General features: G+C 60.6%; 11 protein-coding genes. 7 read left to right on the top strand and 4 right to left on the bottom strand.

Translation table 11 applies throughout. From position 1 onward, the window contains the following. Positions 1–145 precede the first annotated feature (145 nt). The gene (locus ABJO75_RS03000; protein ID WP_348130868.1) at positions 146–985 is read left to right on the top strand and encodes a hypothetical protein; all 840 of its coding nucleotides are present in this window, start codon (positions 146–148) and stop codon (positions 983–985) included. A 6-nt stretch (positions 986–991) separates the two neighbouring features. Here the strand turns inward: ABJO75_RS03000 and ABJO75_RS03005 are convergent, their stop codons facing one another. Further along, positions 992–2,284 (bottom strand): ABC transporter substrate-binding protein, encoded by a 1,293-nt coding sequence (locus ABJO75_RS03005; RefSeq protein ID WP_348130871.1) that lies wholly within the window; start codon positions 2,282–2,284, stop codon positions 992–994. Between the two features lie 108 nt (positions 2,285–2,392). Then, entirely contained in the window at positions 2,393–3,700 is a 1,308-nt protein-coding gene (locus ABJO75_RS03010; protein ID WP_348414093.1) for a hypothetical protein, read from the bottom strand. A 138-nt stretch (positions 3,701–3,838) separates the two neighbouring features. On the opposite strand from ABJO75_RS03010, the gene ABJO75_RS03015 reads away from it, so the two are divergent. From ABJO75_RS03015 to ABJO75_RS03030, 4 genes are all read left to right on the top strand, one after another. Further along, the gene (locus ABJO75_RS03015; RefSeq protein WP_348130876.1) at positions 3,839–4,630 is read left to right on the top strand and encodes a copper chaperone PCu(A)C; all 792 of its coding nucleotides are present in this window, start codon (positions 3,839–3,841) and stop codon (positions 4,628–4,630) included. 61 nt (positions 4,631–4,691) lie between these two features. Further along, positions 4,692–6,752: a hydantoinase/oxoprolinase family protein gene (locus ABJO75_RS03020; RefSeq protein ID WP_348130878.1), complete on the top strand. Its 2,061-nt coding sequence runs from the start codon at positions 4,692–4,694 to the stop codon at positions 6,750–6,752. Next, the gene (locus tag ABJO75_RS03025; RefSeq protein WP_348130881.1) at positions 6,749–8,491 is read left to right on the top strand and encodes a hydantoinase B/oxoprolinase family protein; all 1,743 of its coding nucleotides are present in this window, start codon (positions 6,749–6,751) and stop codon (positions 8,489–8,491) included. Before ABJO75_RS03020 ends, ABJO75_RS03025 begins: the two co-directional genes overlap by 4 nt. A 72-nt stretch (positions 8,492–8,563) precedes the next feature. After that, a complete protein-coding gene (locus ABJO75_RS03030) occupies positions 8,564–10,864 on the top strand; it encodes a molybdopterin guanine dinucleotide-containing S/N-oxide reductase (RefSeq protein ID WP_348130884.1) in 2,301 nt (766 codons plus the stop codon). Here ABJO75_RS03030 and ABJO75_RS03035 read toward each other — a convergent pair. Further along, a complete protein-coding gene (locus ABJO75_RS03035; RefSeq protein WP_348130886.1) occupies positions 10,861–11,763 on the bottom strand; it encodes a ribokinase in 903 nt (300 codons plus the stop codon). The two genes, ABJO75_RS03030 and ABJO75_RS03035, sit on opposite strands and share 4 nt — an antisense overlap. Positions 11,764–11,980: 217 nt before the next feature. Between ABJO75_RS03035 and rpsD the strand changes: the two genes are divergently transcribed. Then, on the top strand, positions 11,981–12,601 hold the full coding sequence (gene rpsD, locus ABJO75_RS03040) for a 30S ribosomal protein S4 (protein WP_316772022.1): 621 nt from the start codon (positions 11,981–11,983) through the stop codon (positions 12,599–12,601). Positions 12,602–12,692: 91 nt separating this feature from the next. Next, positions 12,693–14,114: a saccharopine dehydrogenase NADP-binding domain-containing protein gene (locus tag ABJO75_RS03045; RefSeq protein WP_348130890.1), complete on the top strand. Its 1,422-nt coding sequence runs from the start codon at positions 12,693–12,695 to the stop codon at positions 14,112–14,114. Here the strand turns inward: ABJO75_RS03045 and ABJO75_RS03050 are convergent. Then, the gene (locus ABJO75_RS03050; protein WP_348130893.1) at positions 14,111–14,572 is read right to left on the bottom strand and encodes an Lrp/AsnC family transcriptional regulator; all 462 of its coding nucleotides are present in this window, start codon (positions 14,570–14,572) and stop codon (positions 14,111–14,113) included. The two genes, ABJO75_RS03045 and ABJO75_RS03050, sit on opposite strands and share 4 nt — an antisense overlap. Position 14,573 lies beyond the last annotated feature (1 nt).

Raw genomic sequence — 14,573 nt, forward strand, 5'->3', positions numbered from 1 at the left:
CGCGCACGATTGCCCAGGAACGCGCCATGGGCAAGAGCGCGTCTGGGTTTCGCCGCGAGAAAACCAGAACCTGCCTGCAAAGAAGCCCTTGTTCGGCCAAGAGGTCGGGGTATCGTAGGTGCGGTAAAGGCAGGGGGCGCTTGAGATGTGGTGGAAAACAAGATTGGTGGCCGCGCTGCTCTGGGCCGGGTCCGCAACGACGGCGGCGCTGGCACAGACGCCCGAAGACATCATTCGCTGGGTCTATCAGTCTCACGCCCAAACGGGGCCCTCGACTGGCATTCATCACCTGACAGCACCGGCGCAGCGTGCACAGTTCTTTTCACGGCGTATGGTGGCGTTCTTTGAGGCAAATGACAGCTATGGCAACGATCTCGCCACCGCCTGTCTGGATTTTGCGCTCGATATTCCCGGCCAGGACCTTGATCCGCAAGAGATTGCACGCACGCTGTCACTGTCAAGCACTGGCGAGCCAGATCGACCAACCGTCACCGCATCATTTATGACCTTTGGGCAACCCGCACAGATCGTTTATGATTTTATTTCCGAGGACGGGTTCATGCGGATCGACGACATTGCAGGCCCCGGCTGGCGCGTCTCGCTGATACCCTGCACACCGAAACCCGCCCCCAGTGCCGCATCCCCGACGACCGGCAGCTATTGCTATCGAAAGGATGCGGATGATTTGCGTATCTATGTCGGTGCCAGCGGCGTTGCGGATTTTCGTCTCGAGAGCTGGCAGACCAATGGCCATACCTGTCTCATTCAGGGCAAGGCCCAGCCAAATTCAAACGGCTGGACCTATCAGGATCAGGCCTGTCGCCTTGGCCTTGGCATCACGCCCGAGGGCGGGATTCGCGTGACCGATGCCAACCACGCCTGCAAGAAGACAAACTGCGGACAGCGTGCTGTGCTGGATCGCTTGTCCTATACCCGAGCGGAGCAGGTCGATTGCACGACTCTGCCGCCGCCTCCACAGTACTGAGCGCGTTCAGAAACTCTGCTGCGTATAGTCGACCTCGTCCGGATAGAGCGTATCTTCGATCGACGTGGTGTGTTGCAGCATCAGTTTTCCATCGACCACCTTGCTGATGTATTGATGGCCAAACACCTGATGCGTCTTGCCGTTGAACTGCTTGGCCCCCTGCGGATGTTCGTTGGATGCGGGGATGTCGGTCATCGCCTCGACCGCCTCGATCAGTTTGGCGCGGTCGCCCGTTCCCTGATACCCTGCTGTCTCCATCCCGGCCTTGATGGTATACAGCGTTTCCCAGCAGCCAAACATATGCGAATAGGTCGAAATATCCTTTGGGTCGCTTACCGACGCGCCGTTTTCGTCAACACCCACAGCGGTGCGATAATGCTTGTCAAACTCGGTCTGGCCGGCCTGCGCATAGCGCGGCATGCCCTCCCAGAAATAGGTGCCTTCAAGAAACTCCAATCCAGGGCTGGCAAGGTCCACAGCCTCAAGCGAGTCGATATATCCGAACATCTCGGGACGGCTCGGCCCAAAGAACTCGCCCATTTCCTTGACGAAAGTAAGAACCGCAGGGCCGACCATGACGTGATAGACCACCTCGGTTTCCCGCGGAATCTTGGGGAAATACTTGGTAAAGCTGGTTTCTGTTGGCGGAATGGCAATCTGTGCCACAACCTCGCCACCCTGTGCGGCGATGGCTTCGGTGAAATAATCGCGGTGGTCATGGCCAAACGCAAAGTCCGGATAGATCATGGTGACCTTCTTGCCCAGATTTGACGACACAAACGGCGCCATTGCTTGAACCTGACTTTTGACATCGGTGATGCCGGGCTGCAGCGTGTACCGGTTGAGCATACCGCTGGCGACATGATGTCCTTCGGACACCACAAAATACGGCAATTTGAGTTCACCCGCACGTGGGGCAGACCCGATGACGACGTGGGAAAACAATGTGCCAAAACCGACATCGCAATTGTGCTGAGTGGCGAATTTTTCGACCATCTCGGCTCCACGCTTTGGGTCCGTACCATCATCTTCAGCCACGATCTCGACCATGCGCCCGTTAATGCCGCCAGCGTCGTTGATCAACTGGACGGCAGCATTTGTCGTCCGGTCGTACCAACGCCCATAGGCCGCGCCGATGCCGGTGCGGTGCACCTGAAACCCGATGCGGATCGGTTCAGACGTCTGAGCCTGCGAATACCGCGCCCAGAGCGGCAGGCTGCCCACTGCGGCCCCGGCGGCAAGCGTTTTCAGCGCGCCGCGACGCGTCGTGGCAGCCGGATTTGTGGTGTCTTTGGTCATCAGAAATACCCCCTGTAAATTCGTTCCGGCTGTTTCGCCGATCCCTTTTGCCGCAAGAGTGCGGACCTGCCCGCGCATTGTCCAGTGTTTTCAAGTACACGGCAACCGCTAGAACCCGCGCGGCGCGGCCAGCAACCAGAGGCCGAACAGCGTGTAAAGCACCATGAAACCAGCCAATGGCAACTGGCTGAGCGTCGCTCGGCGATTGGTTCCGAAATGCCGCAGCGCCGAAAAATGCGCCATCAGGATCGCGAGAATATGCCCGATGACCACCGCACTGGCCTGACTCAGCCAGATCACCCGAACGCTGTCCTGTGAATTGAAGAAACCGGTGGTGACGTAGAACGTCTCAAGCCCCAACAGGCTGTCGCCCCGTGCCAACGGATCGTTCAGGGCGGCGAGCGCGTATTGCCCGTTGACCAGCATGCTCGTGAGGTAATGACCGATGTGATACCCCAAGGCGATCGGCAGAATGGATGGCGCAAAGATGCAGAACGCCCGCGCCCAGCCTAGCCCGCCGCCAGCGAGCGTCAGACCCAGCCAGATCGCAAGCGCATAGGCCGCGATCAGGGCCATGTTCGCGACGATCAGCCCCACAATGTTCTGCCAAATGACTGCCGAGCGTCCCGGGAACTCCAGCGGGTTGATCCCCAGCAGGTCGAGCCACCAGAATGTCTCGTTCAGGCCGTCAAAGCTGCCGCAGCCCAGCATCACAAGCATGAAAATCGCCGCGCCGATGGCCGGGGTGCGGTTGCGCGTGGCTTGCCAGCCAATTCCGCCCACAGCGAACCGGTCGCGATACCGGCCAAATATGCCCACCGCCGCATAGCTGCGCATCAGCATGGAAATTCCTTCGCCCCGCCAGCGCCAGCGTGGACCAAAGACCAGCAACGCCAGATAGGTGAACAGCCAGTAAAGACCGACATATCCGGCAAGCCTTGCCGGATCCGACGGGGCCGGATCAGCCAGCAATATGATCACGAATCCCAGAAAGGTCAGGATCGCACAAGATTGTCCCAACGCAGCAGGCAACCGCAGAAGCGGCCCTTGCCACAACACGTGGCGGGTCAACGCCACCGGCCCGCGCCAGGGGTCGACCCAGCGCCAGAGGTCTCCCAACACGCCCTGCAGGCTGACCAGCCCAACCCACCAAACCGTCCAGATCGCCAAGGGCAGCGGATTGGTCAGCGGATCGCGCGGGCCGGTCATGCCAAGCCAGATCAGGGTGCAAAGCAACAGGAAGGCCAAGCAACTCGTCAGGTTCGATCCAATGGGACGGGCGCTCCACCGCCAAAGAGGTATGGGGCGAAACACCGCGCGTAGTCTGCGGGCGGGCAGCACAGTCAGCAAAAGGACCGTCAGGGCAACGCTTGCAACACCTGCCGATATATAGATGTCGGTCGGGAGCAACAGCACAAAGCCCTGTTCTGACGCATGCGCATCGGCCCGGGTGGCGCATGACACCCCCCAGAGAACTGAATTTGCCAGCCAGAGGATTCGAGACCTATATTGCAACATGCTCATTTGCTGCGATGATACCCGGAGGAGGTCCGGATGAAAGCCGCAAAACCCGTTGTCGCAATCGTTATCCTAATAGCTGTCGCCGCTGCGGCATATCTGCTGTTTTCGCGTGCCGCGCAAACCGACCTGTTGCTGACCGACGTCACCGCAGCGCCAATCGAAGGCGCAAAGGGCAGCGTTGGCGTTTTCATGACGATCCACAATTCCGGCGGGCCGGACCGGCTGGTATCGGCGCGTTCCATCGTGGCGCAACGGGCCCGATTTGATCACGCCGTTGCGGGTGCCGGGCTTGCCATTCCCGCAGACAGCGAGCCGTCGCTGGCACCTGACGGGGCGTTTATCCTGATGGACGGAATGGGCGGCGATTTGCAGGAAGGCAGGATGATCCCCCTGACCCTGCGGTTTGAAAACGCCGGTGAATTTCGTACGCAAGCAAGGTTGGTTTCCCCACAAAGCCGAGGAAGCGCGACTGATTTCGGGCTGTTTGGACTGGGCGATATCTGCACCGTCGAAGACGGCGAACCCGCCCCCAAAATCGCAATCGAAGTGGAACCGGATGGTGACGGATGGATCGTGCGGGTTCTGACCGAGGAATTCAACTTTGAACCCGATCTTGTGGACGGTCTGCATGTGCCCGGCACCGGTCATGGGCATCTTTATCTGGACGGGCTCAAACTTCAGCGGCTGTATGAATCAGAGGCACGGATCGGGGCCTTGCCGCCAGGCAAGCATCAGGTGCGTGTGACACTGAACACCAACAACCACCGCGCCTATGTGGTCGATGACCTGCCCGTCTCTGCAACGGCCGAGATCATCGTGCGTTGACAACACGGCCTGCTTGCGAACACCATTTGCACACAAACAATTTCTGGAGCCGGGAAACCTGATGGCGGGCAAAACTTCGGGCGCGGTCGTGGGTGTCGATGTCGGCGGCACATTTACCGATCTGGTGGAACTCGACCAATCTACGGGTCATGTGCGACTGGCCAAGGTGCCTAGTACACTCGACAATCAAGCCTACGGTGTAATAGCCGCCTTGGACGAAGCGGGATGCGATCTGGCAGCGCTTGACCTGATCGTACATGGCACCACAACGACGACCAACGCGGTCCTGGAACGTAAACTGGCCAGAACCGGGCTGATCACCACACGCGGCTTTCGTGACGTGCTGGAACTTGGCCGCCGCACCCGCCCGCAGCCTTATGGCATGACCGGCACCTTCACGCCGCTGATCCCGCGTAATCTTCGACTGGAAGTGCCGGAGCGTCTGGACGCGGCAGGTGCAGTCATCGTGCCGCTGGACGAAGATGCCGTGCGCGATGCTGCAAAGGCGCTGCTTGACGCGGGATGCGAAGCAGCCGTGATCCACTTTCTGCATGCCTACGCCAACCCCGAACACGAACGCCGTGCCGCCGAGATCGTTTCACAGGTCTGGCCCAACGACCACATCACCATGGGCCACGCCCTGCTTTCAGAAAGCCGGGAATTTGAGCGCGGCGTGACGGCCGCCGCCAATGCGGCGGTACAGCCGCTGTTGGATCGCTACATCCGCCGACTGGTGCAGGAATTGCAGGGCGGCGGGTACAAGGGCGACGTTCTGGTGATGAACGGCAATGGCGGCATGGTCAGCTCCGCGCGCGTCGCTAAAGAGGCTGCCAAGACCGTGATGTCCGGCCCCGCATCGGGCGTGATGGCGGCGGCCTATACAGGGCGCAAGGCCGGGATCGAAAACCTGATCACCTATGACATGGGCGGCACGTCAACGGATGTCGCGCTGATCCGCGATGCCGAGCCATCGGTGTCAAACGAGATCGAGATTGAATACGCCATGCCGATCCACGTGCCGATGGTCGACGTGCGCACGGTAGGGGCCGGAGGTGGGTCGATTGCCCGGGTCAATCCCGCCGGATTGCTAGAGGTCGGACCAGACAGTGCAGGGGCCGATCCGGGACCGATCTGCTATGGCAAAGGCGGGACAGAACCGACGATTTCAGACGCCAACCTGCTGCTGGGGCGACTGGACCCCGCGCGATTGAACGCGGTCAAGGGTGGCGTGTCATTGGAGCATGTGCGTCAGGTGTTCGCCAGCACGCTGGGCGAACCATTGGGCCTGAGTGCGGACGAAGCCGCCGCAGCAGTGATCGAAATTGCAAATATGAAAATGGCCGGGGCGATCCGCATGGTGTCGATATCCCTAGGGGCCGATCCGCGCGACTTTGCCTTGTTTGCCTTTGGCGGGGCGGGTCCGCTGCATGCGGCGGCTTTGGCGCGCGAGCTGAACATCCCCCGCATTCTGGTGCCAAGCCGTCCCGGCATCACCAATGCCATCGGTTGTGTCGTCGCCGACCTGCGACATGATTTTGTCAACACGATCAACGCGCCGCTGGACAGTCTCGACCTCGGACATCTCGCCAGCATCTTTGCCGCACAGGCCGCCGAGGGCGAGGCCTTGATCGCCCGCGAAGCCATCGACATCACGGCCACCCGGAAACTCTATAGCGTCGACATGCAGTTCGTCGGTCAAACCCACCTGCTGCGGGTTCCGCTGGACAATCCGGACGTCACCACAGCCGAATTACAGACTCTGTTCGAGGCCGCCTACTTCCGCCGCTTCCGCGTCGAACTGGAGGATATCCGCGCCAATCTGGTAAACGCCAATACCTCGGTCATCGGCAAGCGCGCAGAACTGGACCTTGGCGCGCTGATCGATCCCGCAGGGCGCAAAGCCACACTGGATCGGGCCCAAACCGGTACGAGGCCTGTCTATACAGACGGGCAATGGTGCGACACGCCGATTTACTGGCGCGATCATCTGCCCATCGATTTCACGCTGCCCGGCCCCGCGATCGTCCAGCAAATGGACACGACCCTGTTGATCGAACCCGGTGACACCGCCACCGGGGATGCCGACGGAAACATCCTGATCCGGATCGGAGCCCGCGCATGAGCATCGACCCCATCACCCTGTCGGTCATTCAGGCCGGATTGCAGCAGGTCTGCGATGAAATGGACCTGTCTTTTTCCCGGGCGGCCTTTTCCCCGGTCATAGCCGAGGCCAACGACCGGTCCGACGGCGTCTATGCCGCCGATGACGGTGCGCTGATCGCGCAGGGCGCGAGCGGGTTGCCGGTCTTTGTCGGCACAATGCAGGAATCCACGCGCATCCTGATCGACATGATCCGCGATGGTAAAGCTGCAGAGCCGCAACCGGACGACATCTATATCGTCAACGACCCCTATCTCGGCGGCACCCACTTAATGGATGTGCGCTTTGCCCGGCCCTTTTACCGCGAGGGACGGATATTCTGTTGGTTGTCCAACACCGGCCACTGGCCCGATACAGGCGGCGCAGTGCCCGGCGGTTTCTCTGCCAGCGCCACGGCGGTCGAGCAGGAAGGTTTGCGCCTACCACCGGTGCGGCTGTTCAAACAGGGCAAGCTCGATCCCGAAATCATGGCGATCATCTCGTCCAACATCCGGGTCGCCGATCAGCGGATCGGTGATGTCAAGGCGCAGGCGGCGGCGTTGATGGTTGGCGAGGACCGGTTGAATGCGCTGATGGATCGCTATGGCGATGGCACGGTGGCCGAGGCGATCGCGGAATTGCGCCGTCGTGCAGCGACCCAGATGCGTGCCTTTATCGACGAAATTCCCGCAGGCACCTATCGCGCAACCGCGTGGATTGACAGCGATGGCGTGGTCAACGACCCCTTGGCGATCCGGTTGACCATTGATCGCGATGACACCGGGCTGACCTTTGATTTCAGCGACTCAAGCCCGCCCTGTGCAGGGCCGATGAATTCGGTCCGGGCCACCACGCTAAGCGCCGTTTATCTGGCCATGCGCCACATTTTCCCTGAGGTCCCGATGAGTGCGGGTGCGTTTGAGCCGCTGACGGTCACCGGCATCGAAGGCACGTTTCTGGATGCGCAATATCCCCGCCCTGTGTCCGGCTGTGCCGCCGAGGTCAGTCAGCGGATCGCCGAAGCGGTCTTTGCCGCACTTGTCGATCCGCTTCCCGATCGTGTTACGGCAGCGCCAGCGGGAACCAGCGGCAATTTTGCACTTGGCGGGCAAGATCCGGACAAGGGACGTGGTTTTGTCATGTATCAGATTTCCGGTGGCGGCTATGGCGGCAATGCGGATCATGACGGGCTGTCCAATGGCTGCTCCACCATCGGCATCTCCAAGGCTCCGCCAATCGAGATCATGGAACAGGCGTTTCCGGTGCTTTATCATCACTATGCCTTGCACGACGGATCAGCCGGTGCAGGCCTGCACCGGGGCGGCTTTGGCCTTGACTACGAAGTGGAACTTCGGCGTGGCACCGCAACGGCGAGCTTTGTCATGGATCATGGCCGATTTGGGCCGCAGGGCGTGCAGGGTGGTGGCGATGGCGGCGTAAACAGGGTAACCGTCTGGCAATCCGGCAAACCCTATACCCCCGCTCACCTTTCCAAGGAACAAGACATCCAGATGTCACCCGGCGACCGCGTGCATGTGTGCACCCCAGGCGGTGGCGGCTATGGCGACCCGTTTGCCCGCGCACCCGAGGCGGTGCGCCTCGACGTGGAACTGGAACGATACACGCCAGAGCAAGCGCGTGATCTGTTTGGCGTTGTATTGCATGGCTCGCCCCCAAAGATTGATGAAAGCGCGACCGCAAGCTGCCGCGCAAATCGCTGAGCGTTCCCGAAACCGCTGGACAAGCCACGGGCGATCTGCGGAAACTCGATCCATGAAACGCACGGAGTCAAGATGACACGGGAATTGCCGTTGACCGCCAACCATTGGGGCGTCTATCGCGCCGAGGTTTCCGAGGGCCGTGTCACCGCCCTGCATGATTTCGAACAGGACGGTGATCCCTCCGATATCGGACACGGGATCGTCGATGCATTGAACGCACCCAGCCGGATAACCGCGCCGATGGTCCGGGAAAGCTGGCTAAACCACGGGCCGGGTTCAAATACGGATCAGCGCGGCAAAGATGCATTTGTCGAAGTCAGTTGGGATGAGGTCACAGCGCTGGTTGCCGACGAACTGACCCGGGTGCGTGACACCCATGGGTCACAGGCGATCTATGCGGGTTCCTACGGCTGGGCCAGCGCCGGGCGGTTCCATCATGCGCAAAGTCAGATGAAACGCTTTCTGAACTGTGCAGGCGGATTTACCCGATCCCTGTACACCTATTCCTTTGCCGCCGCCGAAGCGATGGTGCCGCATGTGCTGGGCAGCTATCGGGAGTTCATGAACACCACGACCGGCTGGCGGTCGGTTGCACAATCGGGCGAGCTCGTGGTCGCCTTTGGCGGCATTCCGGTCAAGAACGCCCAGATCGAAAGCGGCGGCGTCGGAGCCCATACGCAACGTGCCGGACTACGCAACGCGATTGAGGCCGGGGTCTCGTTCGTGAACATCAGCCCAATGTCGGGCGACATGCTTCCGGAGCTGAACGCCCAATGGTTGCCAGCGCGCCCCAACAGCGATGTAGCAATCATGCTGGGCCTCGCCCATACGCTCTATACCGAAAGCCTGCATGACCCGGATTTCATGGAGCGCTATTGCGTCGGCTTCGATCAGTTTCTGCCCTATCTGACTGGTGAAACCGACGGACAGCCCAAGACCGCCGTTTGGGCCGCAGAAATCAGCGAACTTTCCGCCGAGGATATCCGCGCGTTGGCGCGGCGCATGGCGAAACAGCGTACGATGATTTCGGTCAGTTGGTCCCTGACCCGCGCCCATCACGGCGAACAACCGTTCTGGATGGGCATCACCCTCGCCGCGATGCTGGGCCAGATCGGGTTGCCCGGCGGTGGCATCACCTTTGGCTATGCCGCCAGCAACAGCATCGGCGGCGACTATCGGCAGATGCCCGGCGCGTCGGTGCCGCAAGGACAAAACCCGGTCGACAGCTTCATACCGGTGGCGCGGATCACCGATATGCTGGAAAACCCCGGCGGGCGGTTTGATTTTGACGGGCAGGCTCTGCGCTATCCCGATATCAGACTGGTGTGGTGGGCCGGCGGGAACCCTTACCATCATCATCAGGATCTGAACCGGTTCGCCCGCGCCTGGGAAAAGCCCGAAACCGTGATCGTCAACGACTGGTGTTGGACAGCGACAGCGCGACGCGCCGACATCGTATTGCCATCTACCACGCATCTGGAACGTAACGACCTGATGATGTCCTTGCGCGACCCCTATGTCATCGCGATGAAAAAGGCCGCTGAGCCACCGCGAGGCGCGCGCAATGACCACGACATCTTTCGCGGTCTCGCAGCGCGCATGGGATTTGAAGAAGAGTTTTCCGGCGGGATGGACGAAGGCGAATGGCTGCGCTGGCTCTATGACAAGACCCGCCAGAATGCCGGTGCCGAGGGGCTTGGCCTACCCGACTGGCACGAACTTCAGGACAAGGGCTGGCATCGCACACCGCCGCCCGACACGCCCACCGTAATGATGCAGGCCTTTCGCGAGGATCCCGAGGGGCATGCGCTCGCAACGCCTTCTGGAAAGATTGAGGTGTTCTGCAAGACCGTCGCCGATTTTGGCTATGCCGACTGTCCGGGGCATCCGACCTGGATGGAACCCTATGAATGGCTGGGGAGCGTGGGAAAACATCCGTTGCACCTGATCTCGAACCAACCGTCCAAAAAGCTGCATTCACAACTAGACCAAGGGTCCGTCAGCCGCAGCAGCAAGATTAACGGGCGTGAGCCTGTGTTGCTGAACCCTGCCGACGCGACACAGCGCGGAATCACAGAAGGTGATCTACTTCGTCTCTTCAACGAACGGGGTGCATGTTTAGGCGTAGCACAGGTGTCGGAGAACATTCGCCCCGGCGTCGTCCAGATGAGCACCGGGTCATGGTGGGATCCGGATGACGACGGGATGTGCCGCCATGGCAACCCCAACGCGCTGACTCGCGATCTGGGCACCTCGTCACTCGGGCAAGGCCCAACTGCGCATAGCTGCCTGATTGAGGTCGAACGCTTTACCGGCACACCGCCGCCAGTCCATACGTTTGAGCCACCGGTAATCCGACACCGCAAGAGTTAGAGAAGCCGCTCGACCTTGTCCCAATTTGGCATCGACGCTGCTGCACCCGCGCGCGTCACCGACAGACCCGCTGTGGCACAACCGATCTGAACCGCGCGTAACGTCGTTTCGCACCGTGACAATGCAGCGGCAAAACCACCGTTGAACGCATCCCCGGCCCCGGTGGTATCAACCACATTTCCGGCCCGTATCGCTGGCACCATCCCATGACCTTGCAGGTAGGCGCCCTGCTCTCCCATCGTGATGATCGGCGTGCCGACGCCCAATTCACACAACCGCTCAGCCGCATGCGCCGCATCCTCGGGGGTTGCGACGGCGATTCCGGTCAACGCTTCGGTCTCGGTCTCGTTCGGTGTTACGTAATCGCAGAGCGCCAGCATTCCATCCGGCAATGCGGCGGCTGGGGCCGGGTTCAGGATCGTGGCGACTCCCGCCTCCTTGGCAATGTGCAGAGCGCGGATCGCGGCGTCCATCGGTTGTTCAAGCTGGGTGACAAAAACACTGGCACCCCGGATCAGATCAGCCTGCGTATCCATATCCGCCGCCGTGATCGTCGCCCCCGCCCCCGGTGAAACGATGATCGCGTTGTCCCCGGAACTCTCCAGCACAAAGATGAACGCCGCGCCGGTATAGCTGTCGGCACAGCGCTCGGCATGGGCCGTGATTCCTGCATTATCCCACAACGCCTGCGCCATCTCGGCAAAATCGTCCTGACCGAGCTTGGTGATGAAATGCGTGTCAGCTCCGCTGCGGGCACAGGCCATTGCCTGGTTCGATCCCTTGCCACCGGGACCAAGCGAAAACGAGTTGCCGAGCAGCGTTTCTCCCATCCGTGGCATCCGATCTGCCCGGAACCCCGCATCCGCAACAAAGACCCCCAGAATGACAACCTTGCCCATACAGCGCCCCTTCCCTCTTTGGTCGTCGCAGTTGGTCGGCGCGCCGCGACCATGTCAAGCGGTGACGAATGCTGTTGACACGGCGCAGGCCACGTCTATAAGCGCGGCTTCATTGGTGTTGGTGGCCCCTGCAAGGGGATGCCTGTCAGGAGCAATCCAGAGGACAACGCCCTTCATAGTGGCCCATCCGGGCTTCGATTCAAGAAGGAGATCAGCCGTGACCAAACGCACGTCTGCCAAGTACAAACTCGATCGCCGCATGGGCGAGAATATTTGGGGCCGCCCCAAATCCCCCGTCAACCGTCGTGAATATGGCCCCGGCCAGCACGGTCAGCGCCGCAAGGGCAAACTGTCCGACTTCGGTATTCAGCTGCGTGCCAAGCAAAAGCTCAAGGGCTATTATGGCGACCTGACCGAAAAGCAATTCCGCCGCATCTATTCCGAAGCAGAGCGGGTTAAGGGCGACACCGGTGAAAACCTGATCGGTCTGCTCGAGCGTCGTCTGGACGCGGTTGTGTACCGTGCCAAATTCGTTGCGACCGTCTTTGCCGCACGTCAGTTCGTGAACCACGGCCACGTCCGTGTGAACGGCCAAAAGGTCAACATCCCCTCCTACCGTGTTAAAGAAGGTGATGTGATCGAAGTTCGTGACCGTTCCAAGCAGATGACTGCGCTTCTCGAAGCCGTTGGCCTGCCCGAGCGTGACGTTCCCGACTATATCGATGCGGATCACTCGAAAATGACAGCCACCTTCGTGCGCACCCCACAGTTGGGCGATGTGCCGTACCCGGTGATGATGGAACCGAATCTGGTCGTCGAATTCTACGCCAAGAACTGACGCACCACCAAAACCAATAGCAGGGGGTTGTACCGAATCGGTGCAACCCCTTTCTTGTTCCCGCCTCTGCCCGGAAATGATGGAGCCCCCTATGTCCGCCTTGCACCCAGTTTACGGCCGCATCGACGGCCCCATCGTCATCATCGGCTTTGGCTCGATCGGCAAAGGCACCCTGCCCCTGATCCAGCGGCATTTCGATCACGACGCGGACAAGCTGGTGGTCATCGACCCGAACCCCGACACACACCTGTTCCTGTCGCAGCACAATGTGCGCCACGAACAGATCGCCATCACGCCGGAAAACTACAAGGACGTGCTTGGCCGCATGTTCCCCGATGGCAATGGGTTTTGCGTCAATCTCAGCGTCGACACGTCATCATTGGACCTGATGAAGTTCTGCCGCGAACTGGGTGTTCTTTATATCGACACGGTGGTCGAGCCTTGGGCCGGCTATTACTTTGACACGCAGGACAACGCCGAACGTACCAACTATGCCCTGCGCCAGAAGGTGCGGGATGAGAAGGCGGCCAATCCCGGCGGCACCACGGCGGTCAATTGCTGCGGCGCCAACCCCGGCATGGTCAGCTGGTTCGTCAAAGAGGCCCTGCTGACGCTGGCAAAGGATACGGGCCGCGAAGTTTCGGCCCCGACCGACAAGGCCGGTTGGGCCGCCTTGATGCAAGACCTCGGCATCAAAGGTGTGCATATCGCTGAACGCGACACGCAAGCCCGCCGCCAGCCACGCCCACGTGGCACATTCGTCAACACATGGTCCGTCGAAGGGTTCATCGCCGAAGGGTTCCAGCCCGCCGAACTGGGCTGGGGCACCCATGAAACCTGGTTCCCCGACAACGGGCACCGCCCGACAGCCGGCTGTATGGCCGGGATATGGCTAGACCGGCCCGGCGCGATCACGCGCGTTCATACGTGGTGCCCGACTCCCGGGCCGCAATTCGGATTTCTTGTCACCCACAACGAGGCGATCTCGATTTCCGACTATTACACCGTCGGCGATCCGGCGAACCCTGAGTTTCGCCCGACCTGTCACTATGCCTATCACCCATCGGATGACGCGGTGCTGTCACTGCATGAAATGTTCGGGTCGGGTCGGCAACAGACCGAATTCGAAATTCTTGATGTAGACGAGATCGTCGAGGGCATCGATGAACTTGGCGTGCTGCTCTACGGGCACGAAAAGAACGCGCTCTGGTACGGGTCACGCCTGTCCAACGAAGAGGCCCGCAAACTCGCCCCCTATCAGAACGCCACGGGTTTGCAGGTCACCAGCGCCGTTCTCGCCGGAATGGTCTGGGCGCTGGAAAACCCGCAGGCCGGGATTGTCGAAACCGACGAGATGGACCATGCCCGCTGTCTTGAGGTGCAACGCCCCTATCTCGGCCCGGTCGAGGCGCATTACACTGACTGGACCCCGCTTCACGATCGGTGGGAGCATTTTCCCGAGGATATCGACGAATCCGACCCTTGGCAGTTCAGGAACGTGCTCGCCACCTAGAGCGGCAGCGGACGATTCTCGGCAATGGCCTCCATCGCGAAATACGAGGTCACGCTGTCCAGTTCGACGCCTTCGATCAGGCGCTGATACACCTTGTCATAGCTCGCCATGTCCTCGGTCACGACCTTGAGTTGATAGTCGTAGTCACCGCCGATGCGGTGAAAATCCACGACTTCCGGAATGGTCAGGACATGGCGGCGAAAGGCGCGCAGCCAATCCGCCGAATGGTGCCGCGTGCGCAGCATCACAAAAACCACAAGGCTCAGTCCGAGTTTGCGGCGATCGACGCGCGCGGTCGACCCGCCCAAAACGCCATTATCGGTCAGGGCCTTAAGTCGTCGCCAGCAGGCATTCTGCGAAATCCCGACCCGGTCCGCTAGGTCGCGTTGCGATACCGACGCGTCTTCTTGCAGCTCGCGCAGAATCCGCCGATCAATTTGATCTATCTTTTCCTTCATT

Origin of the sequence: Sedimentitalea sp., assembly GCF_039973035.1 — a bacterium.
Lineage (GTDB): Bacteria > Pseudomonadota > Alphaproteobacteria > Rhodobacterales > Rhodobacteraceae > Sedimentitalea.